The organism is Sorangium sp. So ce1504 (assembly GCF_051521635.1).
Taxonomy (GTDB): domain Bacteria; phylum Myxococcota_A; class Polyangia; order Polyangiales; family Polyangiaceae; genus Sorangium; species Sorangium cellulosum_B.
The window spans coordinates 9,308,091-9,327,966 of record NZ_CP150365.1; the positions used below are offsets into that span (position 1 = coordinate 9,308,091).

At 72.6% G+C, this 19,876-nt stretch carries 15 protein-coding genes; 9 read left to right on the forward strand and 6 right to left on the reverse strand.

The window, feature by feature from the left end; translation table 11 throughout:
- Nucleotides 1–27: 27 nt before the first annotated feature.
- A complete protein-coding gene (locus WMF39_RS35115) occupies nucleotides 28–1,761 on the reverse strand; it encodes a hypothetical protein (protein ID WP_437740834.1) in 1,734 nt (577 codons plus the stop codon).
- A 328-nt stretch (nucleotides 1,762–2,089) separates the two neighbouring features.
- Here WMF39_RS35115 and WMF39_RS35120 point away from each other — a divergent pair, with 328 nt between their 5' ends.
- Entirely contained in the window at nucleotides 2,090–3,670 is a 1,581-nt protein-coding gene (locus WMF39_RS35120) for an ATP-binding protein (protein ID WP_437740835.1), read from the forward strand.
- A 22-nt stretch (nucleotides 3,671–3,692) separates the two neighbouring features.
- Here WMF39_RS35120 and WMF39_RS35125 read toward each other — a convergent pair whose 3' ends face one another.
- Nucleotides 3,693–4,475 carry a Uma2 family endonuclease gene (locus tag WMF39_RS35125; protein WP_437740836.1) on the reverse strand — a complete coding sequence of 261 codons (783 nt, stop codon included), beginning with the start codon at nucleotides 4,473–4,475 and terminating at the stop codon, nucleotides 3,693–3,695.
- Nucleotides 4,476–4,592: 117 nt separating this feature from the next.
- Here WMF39_RS35125 and WMF39_RS35130 point away from each other — a divergent pair, with 117 nt between their 5' ends.
- From WMF39_RS35130 to WMF39_RS35140, 3 genes are all read left to right on the forward strand, one after another.
- Entirely contained in the window at nucleotides 4,593–6,869 is a 2,277-nt protein-coding gene (locus WMF39_RS35130) for an ArnT family glycosyltransferase (RefSeq protein ID WP_437740837.1), read from the forward strand.
- Between the two features lie 59 nt (nucleotides 6,870–6,928).
- Nucleotides 6,929–7,528, forward strand: coding sequence for a TonB family protein (locus WMF39_RS35135; RefSeq protein WP_437740838.1), 600 nt, complete (start codon nucleotides 6,929–6,931; stop codon nucleotides 7,526–7,528).
- Between the two features lie 358 nt (nucleotides 7,529–7,886).
- Nucleotides 7,887–8,924, forward strand: coding sequence for a hypothetical protein (locus WMF39_RS35140; protein WP_437740839.1), 1,038 nt, complete (start codon nucleotides 7,887–7,889; stop codon nucleotides 8,922–8,924).
- Nucleotides 8,925–8,948: 24 nt separating this feature from the next.
- Here WMF39_RS35140 and WMF39_RS35145 read toward each other — a convergent pair whose 3' ends face one another.
- On the reverse strand, nucleotides 8,949–9,995 hold the full coding sequence (locus tag WMF39_RS35145) for a glycosyltransferase family 4 protein (protein WP_437740840.1): 1,047 nt from the start codon (nucleotides 9,993–9,995) through the stop codon (nucleotides 8,949–8,951).
- A 380-nt stretch (nucleotides 9,996–10,375) separates the two neighbouring features.
- Here WMF39_RS35145 and WMF39_RS35150 point away from each other — a divergent pair, with 380 nt between their 5' ends.
- Entirely contained in the window at nucleotides 10,376–12,010 is a 1,635-nt protein-coding gene (locus WMF39_RS35150) for a hypothetical protein (RefSeq protein WP_437740841.1), read from the forward strand.
- A gap of 59 nt (nucleotides 12,011–12,069) precedes the next feature.
- Here WMF39_RS35150 and WMF39_RS35155 read toward each other — a convergent pair whose 3' ends face one another.
- Nucleotides 12,070–13,878, reverse strand: a complete 1,809-nt coding sequence (locus tag WMF39_RS35155) for a glycosyltransferase family 39 protein (RefSeq protein WP_437740842.1) — start codon at nucleotides 13,876–13,878, stop codon at nucleotides 12,070–12,072.
- A gap of 287 nt (nucleotides 13,879–14,165) precedes the next feature.
- Between WMF39_RS35155 and WMF39_RS35160 the strand changes: the two genes are divergently transcribed.
- Together WMF39_RS35160 and glyA are read left to right on the forward strand one after the other, a co-directional pair.
- Nucleotides 14,166–15,497, forward strand: coding sequence for a dihydrolipoamide acetyltransferase family protein (locus WMF39_RS35160; RefSeq protein WP_437740843.1), 1,332 nt, complete (start codon nucleotides 14,166–14,168; stop codon nucleotides 15,495–15,497).
- Nucleotides 15,494–16,765, forward strand: coding sequence for a serine hydroxymethyltransferase (gene glyA, locus WMF39_RS35165; protein ID WP_437740844.1), 1,272 nt, complete (start codon nucleotides 15,494–15,496; stop codon nucleotides 16,763–16,765). Before WMF39_RS35160 ends, glyA begins: the two co-directional genes overlap by 4 nt.
- Nucleotides 16,766–16,904: 139 nt before the next feature.
- Here glyA and WMF39_RS35170 read toward each other — a convergent pair whose 3' ends face one another.
- Nucleotides 16,905–17,717: a hypothetical protein gene (locus WMF39_RS35170; RefSeq protein WP_437740845.1), complete on the reverse strand. Its 813-nt coding sequence runs from the start codon at nucleotides 17,715–17,717 to the stop codon at nucleotides 16,905–16,907.
- 137 nt (nucleotides 17,718–17,854) lie between these two features.
- On the opposite strand from WMF39_RS35170, the gene WMF39_RS35175 reads away from it, so the two are divergent.
- Complete coding sequence (locus WMF39_RS35175; RefSeq protein ID WP_437740846.1) at nucleotides 17,855–18,271, forward strand: hypothetical protein; 417 nt, start codon at nucleotides 17,855–17,857, stop codon at nucleotides 18,269–18,271.
- Between the two features lie 187 nt (nucleotides 18,272–18,458).
- Entirely contained in the window at nucleotides 18,459–19,094 is a 636-nt protein-coding gene (locus WMF39_RS35180) for a hypothetical protein (protein ID WP_437740847.1), read from the forward strand.
- A 201-nt stretch (nucleotides 19,095–19,295) separates the two neighbouring features.
- Here WMF39_RS35180 and WMF39_RS35185 read toward each other — a convergent pair whose 3' ends face one another.
- Nucleotides 19,296–19,634: an HU family DNA-binding protein gene (locus WMF39_RS35185; protein WP_012239209.1), complete on the reverse strand. Its 339-nt coding sequence runs from the start codon at nucleotides 19,632–19,634 to the stop codon at nucleotides 19,296–19,298.
- Nucleotides 19,635–19,876 lie beyond the last annotated feature (242 nt).

Consider the following 19,876-nt stretch of genomic DNA (forward strand, 5'->3'; position numbering starts at 1 on the left):
AACAAAAAGTCGGAGCCGGCGTGCCCGCTAGGGCGCGCCGCTGCGCTGGTAGAGCCACCAGTCTCCGACGTGGTCGACGGCGACGATGCTCGGGTCCTTCGCGAAGAGGTGATTCGCCCCCGCTCGCCGGCGGACGAGGAACCAGTCGAAGAAGGCGCCGTGGCGGCGCACGTCGAATTTTTCCGGCGTCCACTCCCATCGGAGCGGCGTGGGCGGCGGGACGACGGCGCCCGGCTCCTCGCGGGGCCTGTAGGCGACGGGCGAGGCATCCCAGACGGCGAAGTGGAAGCTGAGCCAGCCGCCTCGCGTGGCCTGCACCCAGGCGGGGAGATGGATGAACGGCGTCGTCGTCCGGGTCGAGCCGCCGTGATCGAAGACGAGGTAGAGCAGCCTCGGCGCCTGCGGGATGCGGGCGATGATGGCGTCGAAGTCGCGCGTGCTCTGGTCGAATCGGCGGTAGTTGTCGCGGACCACAGCGCCGAGGAGGACCGCGGCGGCCGACAGCGCGAGCACGGCCGGCACCTTGAGCCAGGGTGATCGCGGCAGGTCCGGGAAGGCGCCGAGGGCCAGGAACAGCGCGGCGACGATCTCGCGCGGGTAGACGTACCACCAGAGGCCGATCTGCAGCGGCAGGCTCAGGAACAGGCCCAGGAACACGATCGCGCAGGCGACCGGGACGAGGGCGGCGAGGCGCGCGAAGGACCACTGCGGCGCGTCCACCGCGGACGAGGGCGCCGCGCCGGCGCCGGCGGGTGAGCACGCAGCATCGGCGCTGGCGCCTGCGGGTGAGCGCGCCGCATCGCCGCCGGCGCCGGCGAGCCGTGCGGCGGCGCCAGCGGCGCAAACGAGCAGCGCGGCGAGCACGAAGCGCGCTGCCCGGCCGGCCGCTGCCGCCTCGGCGGGATCGGTGAAGCTCGTGAAGAGGAGCGATGGGATCTCGCGGAGCCGCTCCCAGTGGAGCGCGGGCGCGATGGGCGCCGCGTGCAGCGTGTCGGTACGGACCACGAGCCACGCCGCGAAGAGGGCCAGCGAGGGCGCGAGCGGGAGCGCGATGGGGCGGAGCCGCCGCGTCGCCGGGAAGACGACGATCGCCGTGCCGACCACGGCGGCGAGCGCGAACGGGAAGCGGAAGATGTGCGTGAAGAACAGGGCGACGAGCGCGAGCGCGAGCGCGATCTGCCGGCCGCGCGAGGGGCGATCGAGGAGCAGGAGCGTCAGGCCGACGACCATCGCGAAGAGGCCGAGCGCGCCCATGTGGTTGAGGAAGCCCCAGTGGGTGAGGTTGCACCAGACGAGGAGCAGGCCGAGGACGCCGAGGAGCGGGCTCCGCTTCAGGCCGTGGAAGAGGACGGCGAGGCCCGCGGGCAGGAGCGCGAGCATCGCCGCCGCCGCGACCTTCACCGCGGCCACGGGAGGGAGGACGAGCATCAGCAGGGCGCCGAGCGCGTACATGGACATGTACGGGACGGCGAGCGGCTGGAGCGTGAACTGCTCGCGGAAGTGCCACGCCGGGTCGAGGTAGTGCCTGAACGCCGCCGTCTCGGCCGCGTGGAACGGGAGATCGGTCATCGGCGGATAGCGGACGACCGCGAGCGGGACGGCGATCACATAGACGGACGCGGCGACGACGACGAGGGCGAGCGCCGCGCCGAGCGGCGCGCGGCGCGCGGCGCCCGCGCCGCGGCGGAGCAGGCCGGAGAGCGCGCGGCGCGCGGGAGCGGGCGCCGCCAGAGGCTCCGCCAGAGGAGACGGGGTACCCAAGGTGGCGGGAAGCTATCATCTCGGAACCGAGCCGAGGCCTCGGATGCCCGCCGGGAGAGGTCGCGATGTGCCGGCTCCCCCTCCCGAGGGGGGTTCGGTCGATCTGGAACCGAAAATGGGGCCTCGGATGCCCGCCGGGAGCGGTCGCGATGTGCTGGCTCCCCCTCCCCGAGGAGGTTCGGTCGATCCGGAACCGGTCCGAGGGCCTCGGATACCTGCACGCAGAGGTCGCGATATGCCGGCTCCACCTCGGCGACGCCAGCGCCGCGAGGCCAACGCCGCCGCGCGGCCCTTGCGGCCACCCGGCTCCGGGACGCAAGCTGCGCGCATGGCACGCCGCTTCAACACGGCCGGCCCCTGCCGCCCCGATTTGCACTACATGATCCCGGCCGAACGGCGCCTGCCCGAGGCGCCCGGCCTGGTGGAGCAAGGCGCCTATTTCGTGGTTCACGCGCCACGGCAGACGGGGAAGACCACGGCGCTCCGCGCGCTCGCCGATCAGCTCACCACCTCCGGCCGCTGGGCGGCGCTGCACTTCTCCTGCGAGGCGGGTGAGGCGGCGGGCGACGACTACGGCGCGGCCGAGCGCATCCTGCTCAGCTCACTCCGGGCGCGCGCCGAGCTCACCCTTCCCCCCGCGCTGCATCCGCCTGCCTTCCCCGACGCCCCGGAGGGCAACCGCGTCGAGATCGCGCTGCGCGCCTGGGCCCGCGCCTGCCCGCGGCCGCTGGCGCTGCTCTTCGACGAGATCGACGCCCTGCGAGGCCAGAGCCTCCTCAGCGTGCTGCGCCAGCTGCGCGCCGGCTTTCCCGATCGCCCCGCCGACTTTCCCGCCGCGGTGGTGCTCTGCGGGCTGCGCGACGTGCGCGAGTACAAGGCGGCGAGCGGCGGCGACCCGGGCCGCCTCGGCACGGCCAGCCCGTTCAACGTCAAGCTCGAGTCCCTCAAGCTCGGCGATTTCGACCCTGACGAGGTGCGCGAGCTCTATGGCCAGCACACCGCCGACACCGGCCAGGTCTTTGCTGAAGAAGCGGTCGAGCGGGCCATTGCGCTCACGGCCGGGCAGCCGTGGCTGGTCAACGCGCTCGCCCGCGAGATCGTGGAAAAGCTCGCGGTGCCCGCGAGCGAGCCGATCACCGCAGCGCACGTCGAGACGGCCAAGGAGCGCCTCATCCTGGCGCGCGCCACCCACCTCGACTCGCTCGTCGCCCGCCTGCACGAGCCGCGCGTCCGGCGCGTGCTCGAGCCGATCCTCTCAGGCACGCTCGCGATCGTCGGCGACGCCTACCAGGACGATCTCCAGTACGCTCGCGATCTCGGGCTCATGGCGCCGGACAACCCCGCGCGCATCGCGAACCCGATCTACCGCGAGGTCATCGCCCGCGTGCTCGCCGGCGACGTGGAGCCCGTCATCCTGGCCGAGCCGAGGAGCTTCGTGCTGCCCGACGGCCAGCTCGACGTCGCGCGCCTGCTCCGGGAGTTCGCCGTCTTCTGGAGGGAGCACGGCGAGGCGCTCTCCGGCAATCTCGGCTACCACGAGGTCGCGCCGCAGCTCGTGCTGATGGCCTTCCTGCAGCGGGTGGTGAACGGCGGCGGGCTGATCGAGCGGGAGTACGGCCTCGGCCGGGGGAGGATCGACCTCCTGATCCGGTGGCCCTACCGCGCGCCGGACGGGTCACGCGCCGTGCAGCGCGCGGCGCTGGAGCTCAAGGTCTGGCGCGAGGGAGAGAAGGATCCCACGCCGACGGGGCTCGCGCAGCTCGACGGCTACCTCGCCCAGCTCGGCCTCGACGAGGGCGTGCTCGTGCTGTTCGATCGCCGCGCCGCGGCGGGGGACGTCGAGGCGCGCACGCGGATCGAGGAGGCCCGGACGCCGTCGGGCCGGCGGGTGACGCTGCTCCGGGCCTGAACGGCCGCGGGCCGCGCGAGGCTCACGGCGCCCCGGGTCCCTTGCCCCTCGCCCCCGCGGCGCTCGCGATCTGGGCCTCGAGCGCCGCCACGCGCTCCAGCGCAGCCTCCTTCGCCGCGCGCTCTACCTCCTTCGCCGCGCGCTCTACCTCCTTCGCCGCGCGCTCCGCCTCCGCGGCGGTCGGGAAGAGCTCCTCGCCCTCGGGCCCCGTGGCCAGCCGGAGGCGCGCCTCCTCGCCCGCGCCGATCACCCGCAGCCAGCAGCCGAGCACGCGCGCGTGGATCCGGTCGACGTTCGTCGTCTCCACCCGGACGAAGCCGCGCGTCTTCAGCCTCCGGTAGCGCTGCCATCGCACCCGATCGCGGCCCCGCTCCCAGTCGGGATCGAAGATCACGAGCTCCTTCACCCCGAGCTCCCGGTAGCGCTCGGGCGCGTCCACGTAGTCCTTGTAAGGCTCGTCGGACGAGACGACCTCGAGCGCGAAGCTCGGGGCGATGCCCGTCTCCCACACCTTCCAGCTCCGCACGCGCCGGCCCGGCGGCACGCCAGGGAGCACGTACACGTCCGGGGCCACGACCTTGGAGGGATCGAACTGCCGATAATAGATGAACTGGTCCGCCCCCACGAACCTCGGCCGACCGAGCGCCTCGTACCAGCGCTCGATGAGAGGACGGAGGAGCTCCACGATCCACGTCTGAAGGGAGTCCTCCCCCATCTTCTTCTCCACGGGATAGAACGTCGGATCACGCTCCTTGCCGTCACGGTGCGCCCGCCGATGGACCTGCCTGTGCGCCTCGGTCGACATGCCCCATCCTACCCGACCGGGGCGCGCGCATCGACCCGCGCCGCAGCGGCGCGGCGCTCGCCCCTCGGCGCTTCGCCTGCCCGCGCGGCGCCGCCGCCGAGATAGGCTGCGCCCACGTTGCTGCCCACGCGCCTCGCCCCCCATCCGACCGACCTGCGCGGCCTCCCCGCCGCGTCCCGCCGCGAGGCCCGCGCGGCGCTCGCCGTCACCGCGCTCGCCACGGCGTGGTTCGCGCTCGCGGCGGCGTGGGAGATGTTCGGACCCGTCCTCGCCGGACATTACGCGTCGTCGGCGAGCGTCGGGATCATCGCGGAGAACATGCTCCGCTGGAAGATCCCCGGACCCGTGTGGGAATACACAGCGAGCCGGCCAGCGCCCGGGATGTACTACTGCCACCACCCGTGGGGGATCTTCTGGACGACGGCCGCGTTCATGAAGGTCCTCGGGCGGCACGACGTGATCTGCCGCCTGCCCGCCGTCCTCCTGAGCGCCGCGACGCCGCCCCTGCTCTACGCCCTCGGCCGGAGCGTCTACCGGCCCGCCGCAGGGGCCGCCGCGGCGGCGTCGTTCGTCGTCCTGCCGATCACGCTCTCGTTCGCGAACTTCAACGCGCTCGAGGTCCCGGTCATGGCCTGGACGCTGCTCGGGCTCTTCGGCTACGTCCGCCTGTTACAGACATCCAGGCGCCGTTACCTCGCGGTGAGCGCGCTCGGGCTCGCGCTCGGGATGCACGCCGACTGGCCCGCGTTCCTGCTCACGGGCGGGCTGCTCGCGTTCGGCGCGCTCCGGGCCTACCTGCTCCCGAGGCGCGTCTTCGGCCCGCTCCCCGAGCGGCGCTACGCCGCGTGGTGGGTGCTCACCGCCTCGCTCGCCGCGCTGACGGCCGCGCTCTACCTGGCCCTCTTCCAGCATGCCGGCAAGCTCGGCGACCTGCTGACGAGCTACGGGCTCCGCTCCTCGGGGAACGCCGAGCCGCTCGGCAGGGTGCTCGAGAGCCGGCGGTACTGGCTCGAGCTCTCGTTCACGCCGATCGCCATCGCCGCCGGAAAGCTCGCCGCGATCGTCTGCGCGGCGCGGCTCGTCCTGCTCCGGCGCGAGCACGACGCGCTGCCGCTGCTCTACCTCGCGACCGCGGCGGTGCAGTACGTCGTCTTCCGGCAAGGCGCCGACATCCACATCTTCTGGCCGCACTACTTCGCGGCCTACTTCGCCCTCGCCGCCGCCGCCCTCGTCGACACCGGCGCGGCGCTCCTGGAGCGCGCCGCCGCCGCCCGGCGAGCCGCCCGGGTCGCGGCGCCGTCGGGCGGGCCGGCGCTCGCGGCGCTCGCGCTGTGGCTCGTGCCGCTCGCCGCCATCCTGCGCGACGGGCTCCCGGCGCTGCGTTATGCGCGCGAGACAGGCGGGCGCTTCAACGAGCGGGGGCACCTCATCGACTCCGACGGGGCGAAGACGGCGTTCCTGCGATGGCTCGCGCCGAGGCTGCCGGGGGCGCCGACCGACGCGCCCGTCGCGATGCACGAGAGCATGAAGGCCACCTGGGCCCAGGTCTGGGCGCTCGGCGGGCGCGTCGTGACGCCCAACCGACCCCCGCCGAAGGACGCGCCGCCGCGCGGCGCCTACCTCGTGGACACGCGGTTCATGCTCGACCGGGATCAGGCGAGCCTCGCGCAGCGCTTCGACGTGACGGCGGTGGGCCCGTTCTGGGCGCTCGGCGCGGGCGCCGGGGCGCGCACCCTCTCGGCGAGCGGCATCGAGGCGTTCTCGTTCCGCGAGCGAGAGCCGGGGCCCCTCGCCTGGTACCTCGTCTCGGGCACCGAGCCCGAGCGCGAGATCGTGCCGGATCCGTTCCTCACGTGGGAGCTCCGCGCGCACTTCGGACAGCCGGCGGAGCCGCCGGCCGCGCCGCCGGAGACGCTGGAGCAGAAGCGGATCGCGCACAACATGGCGCTCGGCGCGGGCGACGGCGCGCGCGCGGCGGCGCTCTTCGCGGAGATCCGCGCCGCGCTCGCGCCGATCGAGGCGCGGTTCGACGACGGCACGGAGCTGCTCGGGACGACGTTCCACGAAGGCGCCCGCTCGCTCCTCACGATCTTCGTGCGCGCGGGGGGCCCGGCGGCGAGCGACGTGGCGCTCGCGGTGCGCTCCCGGGTCGTCGAGCGCGCCCCGCTGTCCACGACGATGGCGGACCCGGTCGTCCGCGAGGTCGGACCGCCGACGGCGATCTCGCCGCAGCGCTGGAGGACGGGCTTCCTCTACGCCGATCCGGTGCCGATCCAGAAGCGGCCAGGGACGGAGGTGTTCTGGGCGTCCATGACGGCGCGCGGGCGCGGCCGCGCGCCGAAGCTCGTGGATCGCGGCGGCGCGTCGGAGGTCGAGGTCCTGCGGCTGCGCTGAGCGAGCACACGCCGCTATCCCCGTGGACACGGCCCCGCGTTCGGGTTTTACCTTCGGGCATGAGCTCTCGCCGAACAGGGTTGGTTCTGATCCTCGCGCTCGCGGCGGGCTGCGGCGCTCCGCCGCCAGCCGCCCAGTCGCCGGCGCAGCCCGCGTCGGAGGGGCCGACCGGCTCGGCGTCCCCGGAGCCGACGACCTCGGCCCCCCCGGAGCCGAAGCCCGCGGCGCCCCCGCCGGACGCGCAGGCCCCCGCGGCGGCGACGCCGGTCGAGGCGCCCCCGCCGCCAGCCACCTCGAGACCGGACGGCAACGTGAGGCCCGGCGCGGCCACCGCGACCGGCACGCTGGGGGGCAACATCTCCGAATCGCAGGTCCGCGACGTCGTGGAGAAGCACGGCGAGCTGTTCGACGAGTGCTACAAGATCGGCGTCAAGAGCTCGCCGAAGTTCACGGGGAAGGTGACCGTCAAGGCGACCATCGGTCCGACCGGCAGGGTGAACAGAGCTGACGTGGTGAGGTCGACGGCGAAGAATCAGCAGGTCGATCGCTGCGTGGCCGATACCTTCGAGAAGATGCAGTTCCCCTCGCCGCAAGGCGGGATGACGACCGTCATCACCTTTCCCATCGAGTTCAGCGGCGTCGAGCTCGTGCAACCCTGAGGGGAACCCTGGCGGCGCGAGGCCAGGTTCTCCCTGGTCGGGCGTGAGGTCCCGCTGAACTGCCCGGCCCCCTGGGAGGGGGCCTACCGGAGACGCGCGACCATGAATGAACCTGGACGACGAGGTCCTGGGCGCGAGCTCCCTCGAAGGCCGCGTCGGGCTTGAAATTTACAGTGCTTCACGGTGCGACGTCACACCAAGAGGCCATGGCACACACGGTCGACCCAATGTTTGTCATGAGAATCGCTATTTCGCGTTGCGCAAAGCCCCGCCCGGAAGACACCATGAAGCCTCGCTCTGGTGCTTTCGGCGGCTCGCCACGATCCGCCGCCACAACGCCTAACTTCTTGGGAGAGCCATGAACTCGAGATCTCGCCTGTCGTCCTTCGGTCGGGTTCCGGTCGGACATCTGCTGCGGGTCGCGTGCATCGCTGCGGCGCTGCAAGCGGCCGCGTGCTCCAGCGATGACGGCCCCAGCAGCGCCGGGGACAGCGGCGGCACGACGGGGAGCTCGGGGAGCGCGGGCAGCGCGGGCAGCGGCGGAGACAACCTCGGCGGCGTGGCCGCGGGCAGCGGCGGAGACGACTTCGGCAGCCTGGCCACGGGCGCCGGCAGCGGCAACAGCAGCTCGGGGAGCGGCACGCCCAGCAACGAGGACACCTGCGATGGCCTTGACAACGACGGCAATGGCATCGTCGACGACGTCGACGTCGGCGGCGACGGCGTCTGCGACTGCCTCCGCATCGCCACGCTGGGCGAGCCGGGCCGGTGGGGCGACGGCGACGTCTTCGAGTCCTGGTTGAACCAGCGCAGCATCAACGGTGCCGTGGGCCTGAACGGCGCCGAGCTCACCGCGGAGGAGCTCGCAAAGCACCAGGTCATCGTCATCCAGGACGTGAGCGACATCGGGCGCACGTACTCGGACGCCGAGGTCGAGGCGCTCCGCGACTGGCTCTCGAAGGGCGGCGGCCTCATGACGTTGATCGGGTACGGCCAGACCGAGGAGCGCGAGAACGTCAACACGCTGCTCGCTCCGCTCGGCGTCGGCTACGACGAAGCGCAGATCCTCCCGAGGCGAGGCGGCGCCACGGTCCCCATCACGGAGTGGAGCGGAGGGCATCCGGTGCTCGACGGGATCGAGGCTGTCGGCGTGGACACCGGCTACCCGGTGGTCGGCGAGGGCGCCACGCTGGCGACCGGCGACGGCAACGACGTGCTGAAGGCGCTGGAGGTCGGCGATGGCCGGGTCCTGGTCTGGGGCGACGAGTGGATCACCTACAACACCGAGTGGGTCGATCACCCCGAGTATCAGGTCGAGCGCTTCTGGCTGAACGCCATCAAATGGATGACGCCAGCCAACGAGTGCCAGGTGGCCATCCCACCCCAGGTCAACTGAGCCCCTCGACCTCCCGCGCGGCGGTCACGCCGCCCGGGAGCCCTCGGCGCGCCGCGGGCCGGTCACGGTCCGGTAGAGCTCCTCGTATTTGCCCACCATCACGGCGCTGCTGAAGCGCTCGCGCGCGCGGCGCGCGCAGGCGGCGCGATCGAAGCGGGCCAGGCCCGCCGCGAGCGCGGCGAGGCGCGACAGGTCGCCCGGCGGCGCCAGGTAGCCGGTGACGCCCTCGTCGACGATCTCGGGGAAGGAGCCGCGGCGAAAGCCGAGCACCGGGGTGCCGCAGAGCATGGCCTCGATGGCGATCAGCCCGAACGGCTCCTCCCACTGGAGCGGGCAGAGGACGGCGCGGGCCCCGCGCAGGAGCGCGACCTTGCGGTCGTGGCCCATCTCCCCGAGGTCCGGTATCCCGCTCTCCCGGAGGCGCGGGGCGACCTCCTGGAGATAATAGATCCGGTCCTTGGGGTGCGCGCGGCCCGCGAGCTTGATCGGCAGGCCCGCGGCCCTCGCGATGTCGAGCGCCAGGTGGGTCCCCTTCTCCTCGGCGTAACGGCCCAGGTGCGCGAGGTAGCCCTCGTCGCTCAGGCTCGGCGGATAACGCGCCGGCGTGACGCCGTGATGGATGACGCACGAGCGCGGCAGCGGGATCTCCAGGGCGCGCTGCCGCGCGCTGATCGCCACGTACGCGACCTCCGGGTGGCGCGCGTAGATGCGCGAGCTCTCGCCGCAGGGCGCGTGGTGCAGGGTGTGCACTGCCGGGACGCGGACGAAGCGGGTGAACGGGACGGCGATCGGGCTGTTCACGTGGATCACGTCGAACCCGTCCTCGCGCGCGATCTCCGAGAAGGCCCAGGCGACGTGGTTGACCTCGTCTTCCGGCACCGGAGGCCAGCTAGGGCTCCCGTAAAGGGACCGGCGACGGCAGCTGACCACCGAATCTCCCGTCGCGAAGAGCGTGACCTCGTGTCCACGCGCCGACAGCCCCTCGGCCAGCTCGTGACAGAACAGCTCGGTCCCGCCGTACCCGGAGGGAGGCACCCGGATGAACGGGGTGGAAACGATCGCGATCCGCATGCTCGTTGCTCCTCGGTCGCCGCGCTGCGACCGGGGCCATGCTCGCCCCCGCTCGCAGCGGAGCGCATACCCGCACTCGGGACCCATCAACGAGCATGCCAGCGGGCTGCTCCCCACCTGCCCGGCCGAGGGAGCGCGCGAGGACAGCTGCTGCGCAGCAGACGCAGCGCGGCGCGGCGCCCGCCGAGGCAGCGCGATCCGGACCGGCGCGCGGCGGTGCGGCGCTTTCTTCAGGCGTCCCATGCGTCTAGGATGCGCCCTCCCGCTCGCTCCTGCGCGCGGGGCAGCGCGGGAAGCGTCGAGAGCCCGAGCGCCCCTGCCAATCTGCACACAGGTGGTCAATGACTTCGAGATCGAATCGTTACGGATCCGCGCTCGCGTTGAGCATTTCGCTGGTGGCCACCGCGGGCTGCCAGGTGGCCACGATGCCCGATCGCGGCCTCATCAATGAGGACACGGGAGGGAGCGGCGGACAGGGAGGAACGGGCGGAGGGGGCGGCGGCGGTGGCTCCGGCGGCAATGACGGCGGCGGCGGGAGCAGCGACGGCGGCGGCGGGAGCAGCGACGGCGGCGGTGGCTCCGGCGGTGGCGATGGTGGCTCCGGCGGTGGCGATGGTGGCTCCGGCGGTGGCAACGGCGGGAGCGATGGTGGCGCCGGCGGAGTCGATGGCAACGGCGGCAACGGAGGCGACGCTGGAGCCGGCGGGGACGGCGGAGCGGGCGGCATCGACGGCTCCGGCGGCGGCGGCAGCGTCCCGTGCACCGGCGACGCCGACTGCCCCGCGCCTGACAGCGAGTGCGCGATCGCGAGGTGCATCGACGGTGGATGCGCGACCGAGCCCGTGGCCTCGGGGACGCCCGTGAAGGTGCAGATGGCCGGCGACTGTCGCGAACGCGTCTGCGACGGTGACGGCGCGGTCACGGAGGTCGACGACGACGACGATTTGCGCGACGACCACAGCCAGTGCACGGTCGACTCCTGCCGCGATGGCTCGCCGATCAACGACCCGGTCGAGACCGGCACATGGTGCTCCCTGGCCGACGGCGGGCTGTGCAACCCCGCCGGGGTCTGCGTGCAGTGCCTCGTCGGCTCGGACTGCCCGACCGAGGTCTGCATCGACTACGTCTGCCAGGCCGCCTCGTGCGAGGACGGCCTGCAAAACGGCGACGAGGGCGGCATCGACTGCGGCGGCAGCGCCTGCCCTGCGTGCGGAGCGCCGGCCAGGGTGACCTCCGTCGATTATCCGATCATCGCCGTCGGCGGCGCGCTCGTGCTCACCGGCTCCGGCTTCACCGGGGCGACGACGGTGACCGTGGGCTTCGCGGCGCAGCCCTTCACGATCGACTCCGACACGCAGATCACGATCCCCGCGCTCTCGGGCGCGACGCCGATCGGCCCGGGGGACATCGTCGTGAGCCGGCCGGGGGCGCGGTGGACGTCGTTCCCGGTGACGGTGATCCAGCTCCAGATCAACGAGGTCGACGCCCACACGGCGGACAGCGGTGACGTGCTCGAGTTCATCGAGATCAGCACGGGCTGGCGGTACGTGAGCCTCGCCGGTTACACGCTCGTGCTCTACAGCGGGGCCACCGATGGCTCCTACCGCGCGATCGAGCTCGACGGCACGACGGACGTGGGCGGGCTCCTGCTCGTCGGCACCAGCGGCGTCCAACCGACGCCCGCCCTCGTCTTCCCGACCAACACCCTGCAGAACGGCCCGGACGCGGTCGCCTTGTACCAGGGGCTGCCCGCGGAGTTCCCCACGTCCACGCCGGCCACGGCGGCGCGCCTCATCGACGCGCTTGTCTACGGACCGGCGGCCGAGCCGGACGCGCAGCTCTTGAGCTCACTGATCTCCAGCGCTCCGGGGCGCGTCCAGGTCAGCGAGGGCGCGACCTCCGCGCTGTCGCAGGCGCAGTCGATCCAGCGCTGCGCCGACGGCCTCCGCGACGGCCGCCGCTTCGGGGCGGCGGCGCCCACCCCTCGCAGGCCCAACACCCTCCCCTGCCCCTGAAGGCGCGGCGCAGCTGGCAGCGCGCCGCGCCGCCGCCGCCCGGCGCTGGGCTCCGGGGCTCAGCGCTCGAGGTGGATCTCGAAATCCTCGATGCTCGCGGCGAGCTCGTAGCGCTCCTCGATGAGCCCCGCGAGCTCAGGGAACCCGTTCAGCGTGCCGCGCGAGTCGATCACGTCGCCGGTCACCGAGGGGAAGACGTCGTGGCGCTCGACCACGATCGCGGCCGGCGGGCTCGCGGCGAGGTCGCGCATCAGCGCGTCGCGCGCCTCCTGCCGGGCCCACGCCGCGCGCTGCGGGACGTTGTAGAGGTAGCGCGTCGCCGGCGGGCGATCGGCGAGGTCGTAGATCACCGGCTCGAAGCCCCACACGAACACGGGGCGCCCCGGCGCGACGCGCTCGCGCAGCCACATGGCGACCTCCCGGTTCGCCGCGGCGTTGACGTCGGCGACCGACGCGAGGCGATCGAGGCGCGCCTGGTCCCTCGCGCCCGTGGCGAGCACCGCGATCCGCTTGGCGCAGCGCTCGATGTAGTCGTCGGCCACGTCCTTGGTCGCGGAGCGAGCGAAGGCGGTCGCGACGAGCGCCGCGAGGAGCGCCGCCGCGGCCGCCTTCGCGCCGGACCGGGTGCACCGCTGCCACGCCTTCCAGAGGCCGAGCGCGGCGAGCATCGCGGTGAGCGGCCACGTCGCGCCGTAATGGTAGGGGAAGAACTTCGCCTGCATCACGACGCCGACGAGGTGCATGGCGATCACGCCCGAGAGCAGCGCCACGCCCGCCCGCTCGTGGCGTTCGGGGTGCAGCGCGACCAGGCAAGCGAGGCCGAACGCGAGCGGGCCGGAGTAGTGGACGAGCCACTCGCAGGCGCCGTACCACGCCATGCCGAGCACGCTCGCGCCGCGCCACCCGAGCGCTGTGTAGTGCGGCGTGAAGACGAAGAGGACCTCCCACAGATCGCCGAGCGCGCCCCTCAGCGCGAACCAGGCGGCGCAGGCGAGCACGGGGAGCACGCCGCCCAGCGCGATGAGCAAGGCGGGCCGGAGCGCCGCCCAGAGGAGCGCGGTCGCCGTCGAGCGGACCGGCCCGGGCGCATGCGGCGCAGAGCGCGCCGGCTCGCCCTGGAGCGCGGTCGGACCGGCGCCGATCCAGCGCTGCACGGCGGCCCGCTCCGAGGCGCGCCGCGCGAGCTCCGCGAGGGCGGGCGCGGCCAGCGCGACCGCGAGCACGACGCCGCCCCCGGCGAGGGGCGGCTTGAGGAGACCGGCGGCGCCGAAGAGCGCGCCCGACAGGACCAGCGCGGCGCCGCGGGGCGCCGGGCGCGGCGCGCCGTCGCGGCCGCGCGGCGTGGCCACGAGCAGCGCGGCGATGGTGAGCATGCCGCCGAACGACTCGGGCTGCGCCGTGTGCCAGAACTCGAGCTGGGCGTGCACCAGCACGGCGAGCGCCGCGGCGACGACCCCGATCCGCCGGTCGCCGAAGAGGCGGGCGGCGAGCGACGCCATCGCGAGGCACATGCCGGCGAGGCCGAGTACCTCGAGGACCCGGATGCCCCACTGCGCGGGGCCGAAGAGGGCGCGGGCGAGCGCGTAGATGAGGAAGATGCCGGGCGGCTTGAAGTCGAACGCGTCGCGGTAAGGCATGCCGCCGTCGAGCACCGCGCGCGCGACCATGGCGTAGATGCCCTGATCGCGGCCGTAGCCGTAGGTCAGCACCTGCAGCAGCAGGAACGCGATGACGCCGAGCGAGGCCGCCCGGATCGCCCGCGCACCCACGACGCGCGGCGGCCCGGCGGCGAGGAGCTCGCGCGCGCTCTCGCTCGAGGGGGCCAGGGGGGCGGGGGCTGCGGTCGCATCCGGCGCGGCGTCACGCACGGGGCCCTTGTACCGGCAGGGGCCCGCCAGCGTCTACGTGCGTCGACATACGATTCCAGCCGCCCTGGCCTCGGTGGAGGCGGCTCGCCGTGGCCGAGACCGACGCAGCCGACGCAACCGACGCAACCGACGCGCCGACGCGCCGACGCGACCCACAAAAAGGATACACACCGGACGAACACTGTGTCGTTGCTCTCGAAGGGCGGGCGGCGTATACGACCGTGCCGCCTTGCCCGGAGAGGTGAAACGGGCGCTCACGGCGGCGCGCGTTGGAGGCGCGAGAAGCGATGGTCGAAGTCCGCATGCCACAGCTCGGTGAGAGCGTGGTCGAGGGAACCGTCTCGAGGTGGCTCGTGCGCGAGGGCGATTTCGTCAAGCGCGAGCAGCCGCTGCTCGAGGTTGCGACCGACAAGGCCGACACGGAGATCCCGGCGCCCGTCGCGGGTCGTGTCTCGCAGATCGCGGTGGCCGAGGGCACCGTCGTCGCCAAGGAAGGTCTGCTCTGTCGGATCGACGAGACGGCGCAGGGCGAGGCCCAGGCGACGGCCCAGCGCGCGAGCGCGCCGCCGGCGCCGGCGGCGTCCGAAGCGCGGCCCGCCGCGCCGGCGCCCGGCAGCAACGGACACGACGAGAGCGCCCGCCCCCTGACGAGCCCGTCGACGAAGAAGCTCGCGCGCGAGTCGGGCGTCGACCTGCGCGACGTGCACGGGACAGGCGATCACGGCCGGATCACCCGCGACGACGTGATGCGCGCGGCGCACGGCGCGTCGGCCGAGCCGGCGCCTCAGCCGAGCGCGGCGGCCCAGCCGGCGAGCGCGGCCGCGGAGCTCTCGCAGCTCATCCAGGCGAGCGGCGGGTTCGTGCCGCCGGTGCCCGGCGTCGGGTACGGCGCGTACAAGGTGCCGCCCTACTCCCCGAAGCCCGGCGACAAGGTGGTGCCCTTCAGCCGGCGCCGCCGCATCACCGCCGACCACATGGTCTATTCCAAGGTGACGTCGCCGCACGTGGTGACGGTCGCCGAGGTCGACCTTCACGAGACGTCGAAGCTGCGCGACCTCCACAAGGACGAGTTCAAGCGGGCGGGCGTGTCGCTGACGTTCCTGTCCTTCATCTGCGCCGCGGCCGTCCGCGCGCTGCGCGAGCACCCGGAGTTCAACGCTCGAGTGCTCGAGAACTCGTACGTGGTGCTGCGCGACGTCAACCTCGGCGTGGCGGTGGACACGCCCGGCGGCCTCATCGTCCCGAGCATCAAGCACGCGGACGAGCTGTCGCTGCGGGGCATCGCGAGGAGCATCGACGAGCTGGCCGGGCGCGCGAAGTCCGGCAAGATCACGGCCGACGATCTCGCGAACACGACCTTCACGGTCTCGAACCCCGGCCTCAAGGGGAACCTCTTCGGCGGCGCGATCATCTCGCAGCCGAACGTGGGCATCCTCCGGATGGGGGAGATCAAGAAGCGCGTCGTGGTGGTCACGAAGGACAAGGAGGACTCGATCGCGATCCATCCGGTCATGTTCCTCGCGCTGTCGTACGACCACCGCATCATCGACGGGGTGCTGGCGAACTCGTTCCTCTGGCGCGTCACCGACATCCTCACACGCGGGGAGTTCGAGGTATGAGCGCGACAAGCGAAGTGCAGGGCCTGCGGGCACTCAACGAGGTCGATCCGGAGATCGCCGAGCTGATCCGCCTGGAAGAGCGGCGGGAAGCGGACACGCTCCGGCTCATCGCGAGCGAGAACTACGTGTCTCGGGCGGTGCTCGAGGCGACGGGCTCGGTGCTGACGAACAAGTACTCCGAGGGGTACCCGCACAAGCGGTATTACGAGGGTCAGCAGCAGGTCGACGTGGTCGAGGAGCTCGCGCGGACGCGGGTGGCCAAGCTGTTCGGGGCCGACCACGTGAACGTGCAGCCCTACTCCGGCAGCCCGGCCAACCTGGCCGTCTACCTCGCGTTCGCGCAGGCGAACGACACGATCATGGGCCTCGGCCTGCCGGCGGGCGGGCACCTGACCCACGGCTGGTCGGTGAGCATCACCGGGAAGTACTTCAAGAGCGTCCCGTACGGGGTTCGCGAGAGCGATCACCGCATCGACCTGGATCAGGTCCGCGACCTGGCGCGCGCCCACCGGCCGAAGCTCATCTGGTGCGGGACGACGGCGTACCCGCGCACGCTCGACTTCGCCGCGTTCCGGGCGATCGCCGACGAGGTGGGGGCGATCCTGGCGGCGGACATCGCGCACATCGCGGGGCTCGTGGCCGCGGGGGTGCACCCGTCGCCGGTGGGCATCGCCGACGTGGTGACGTCGACGACGCACAAGACCTTCCGGGGCCCGCGCGGCGCGATGATCCTCTGCAAGAAGGAGCACGCGGGCGCGATCGACAAGGCGGTGTTCCCCGGCCTCCAGGGCGGTCCGCACAACCACACGACCGCGGCCATCGCGGTCGCGGCGAAGGAGGCCTCGGAGGAAGGGTTCCGGGCCTACGCGAAGCAGATCGTGGTGAACGCGCAGGCGCTCGGGCGCGCGCTGGAGTCGCGCGGCTTCCGGCTCATCACCGGCGGGACCGACAACCACCTCTTGCTGATCGACATGACGCCGAAGGGGATCGCGGGCAAGCCGTACGCGCAGGCGCTCGATCGCGCGGGCATCGTGGCGAACTACAACTCGATCCCGTTCGATCCGCGCAAGCCGTTCGACCCGTCGGGGCTCCGCATCGGCACGCCGGCGGTGACGTCGCGCGGGATGGGCGTCGCCGAGATGGAGCGCCTCGCGGCGTGGATGGATGAAGTGGCGCAGAACGTGAACGACGAGGCGCGCATCGCGCGCATCGCCGCCGAGGTCGCGGAGCTCTGCCGCGGCTTCCCGGCGCCCGGCATCCGGCTCTAGCCGGCCCTGCGGCGAGCCACGGCGCTGCGACCGAGGACGCCACGGAGAGCGATCTCCTGGCGTCCTCGGCGCTTTTGTGGCCGATACCCGAGGACGCCGGGGAGAGCGATCTCCTGGCGTCCTCGGCGTCCTGGCGCCGTCACTTCACGTAGAGCTGCGCGGCGGCGACGCCCGATCCGGAGGTGGCCTTCACGATGTACTTGGCGTTGATGCCGACGGGGAGCGACCAGCGATAGCAGTTGCCCCGACCGCCGAGCGCGGCGTTCGCGCCGCTCGAGTTGTCCTGCGCCAGCACCGATGAGCCCATCGGGATCGGGGTCAGCGCGACGAGGCTGATGTCGAGCTCGGTGATCCCCGCGCCGACGCCGACAATCGTGTAGCACTTGCCGGGCATCAGCTGGATCTGCTGCTCGAGGGTCTGTCCGGCGCTGAACTGCCCCGCGATCGGCCCTCCCTCCTTCGTCATGCCGGGCGCCTCGGTCGCAGCGAGGTTGTTCAGCGGGATCGTCGCGGCGGAGGCGAGGTTCGGATCGATCGCCGACGCGCTGCCGGAGCTGCTCCCGCCGCTCGGGGCCGGCTGCTGCCCGCCGGTGGTCTGCTGGCCAGGGAGCGGGAACGGCCAGGGAAAGCCGCCAGGCTGCGCCGTCGGGGCAGGCTGCGTCGTCGTCGGGGCAGGCTGCGTGGGGGCGGGCTGCGTCGGGGCAGGCTGGGTCGGAGCAGGCTGGTACCCCGGCTGCTGGTACCCGGGCTGCTGGTAGCCGGGCTGCTGATACCCCGGCTGCTGGTAGCCGGGCTGCTGATACCCCGGCTGCTGATACCCGGGCTGCTGGTAGTAGCCGGGCGGGGGCTGGTTCGCGTAGCTCGGCGGCGTGGACGCCTCCCGCTGTTGACAACCAGCAGCGAGGGCGGCGGTGAGGACCAGGGCGGACAGGACGCCAATCGTACGGAGCAAAAGAACCTCCTCGAATTTCCGGCAGAACGCCGCGTTCAATCTCACTGACGGGCTCGCGACGCAACGGGTCGCTCGCGGGAGCTCCCCGGCGCGCCCCCCCGGAGCCCGCTCAACCGGGCTCCAGGTCCGTCCGCCGGATGTCGCTTTGGACGTGGCACGCCCTCGCTTTCATCGCGCCCATCCGACGGATTGATGCTGCTTCTGCCATGATTTCCCGGGTTATTGCGGCCAGGCGCGGCTGGCTCGGGTCAAAAAGTGAGGTAGCCTACGGCATGACCGACCACGGCTCCCGAGCGAAGCTCGATCGTCCCGGAGAGTTTGCTCAGTGGTTCCTGGAACGAGAAATGCTGGCGAGCGCCGGCATGGGGCTCGCGGCCGACAGGGCGCGGCTGCACCTCGGACGCGCGGTCACGTTCCTGGAGCAGGGGATGCTGCGCGAGTCGCTTGTGGAGGCGAACTCCGCCGCGTACCTCGATCAGGCGATCCGACCCGAGGCGCTGCTCATTGCGCGCATGTGCATCCTGCGCGAGTTCGTGGGCGAGCCCGGCGGCTGAGCGGCGCGACGGCGCGAACACTCGGACGCTCGCGCCGGCTTGCCAGCGGGCTTGCGCCGCCGGCGCAGCCGCGCAAGACGCCTCGCGCATAGCCCCCGCCCCCTGGCGGGTGTATGAGCGCCGCGAGCACAGCTGTCCCAACGAGGGGCCGCGGCATGCGGCAGGGCTGTGCGCGAGGAGGCCGCAGATGACGGTGACGGGTAGGTCGTTGGGTTCAGCAGTGCTCCTGGCGCTGTCGGTGGCAGCGCTGGGCTGCGGCGGCAGCAGCAAGGAGTCGGAGTTCGCGGACGACGCCCCGGACGCGGGGACGCCGCCGCCCCCGCAGCCGACAGCGTCCGTGCCGCCCCCGGACGCCGGCCTGCCCCCGGTCGCGGTGCCCACGGTGGCGCCCTGCGATGGAGTCCAGTCGCTCGCGATGACCACCATGTTCCAGGGTCGCGCCGCCGGCGAGGCGCCGAAGATGCAGCCGGAAGGGGCGCCCGTCTGCAGCGTGGTGCCCGAGGGACAGACGGCCTCTGGGCAGACCTTCATGCTCCAGCCGGGCAATTGCTACACGTTCCTGGCGCAGGCGCTCCCCACCGTCACCGAGGTGGACATCCAGCTGGAGATCGACCTGAACGCCGGAGGACAGCCAGGGCTCGCTGCGTTCAACCTGAAACCGGTGCTCGCTGTCGACTCCGACACCGGCCCGACTGCCGCCATCGGAGCCAAGCAGAGCTGCTACCAATGGCCGTTCCCCATCGCGGCGACGGCCAAGCTGGTTGTCAAGGCGCGCACCGGCTCGGGACCGGTGGCGGCGCAGGCCTACAGCCGCAAGAAGTGAGCTGACCTCGCCGCGGGGGCGGCGGCGGCGTCGAGCCGCCCGGCCCCCCCGGCAGCGCGCATTGCCGGCGCGCCGCGCGCGCCCCCCCGGTGCGCGCGCTGGACGCCCACCGCCGCCCCGGCGATGGCGCGCCGGGGCCATGGAGCAAGAACGGCCACGTCGCCGTGGCCGCCCTGCGCTCCGCTGGGAGATCCCGTAAGACTACAGGAGCGCGTCCTTGATGGCCTTGATCGGCCGAGCGCGGACCGACTTGCTCGCCGGCTTCGCGGCGAAGGTCATCGGCTGCTTGGTAAACGGGTTGATCCCCTGGCGCGCCTTCGTCGCAGGGCGCTTGACCACCCGGAACTTCGCGAAGCCGGGGAGCGTGAACACGCCCGACTTCTTCAGCTCGCGATGACCGATCGTGATGAGGGACTCGAGAACGTTCTTGACCTGCTTGCGGCTCAGCTCATCACCGGCAGCTTCGGTGATGGCCTGGATCAGGCCGCTCTTGCTCAACGTCTTCTTCGCGCCGCCCCCGGCCGTCTTCTTACTTGCCATGGCACTCTCCTCGGACATGAGCTCGCGCGCGACACCTCGCCGCGCACAGCCTCAGTGAACCTTACACACGGCACAGGACAAAAAAAGACAAAAATGCGGGGAGAAATAGCGATTTCTGAGACGGGGCATCGCGCGGACCCCTGAAAGACCGCGCCGGAGCGGCGCGCCAGAGGGGGAACCAGCCGCCGGGAAGGGCGGCGGCGCGGCGCCGTCGCGGTCCGGAGAGCGTCAAAAAACGCCTG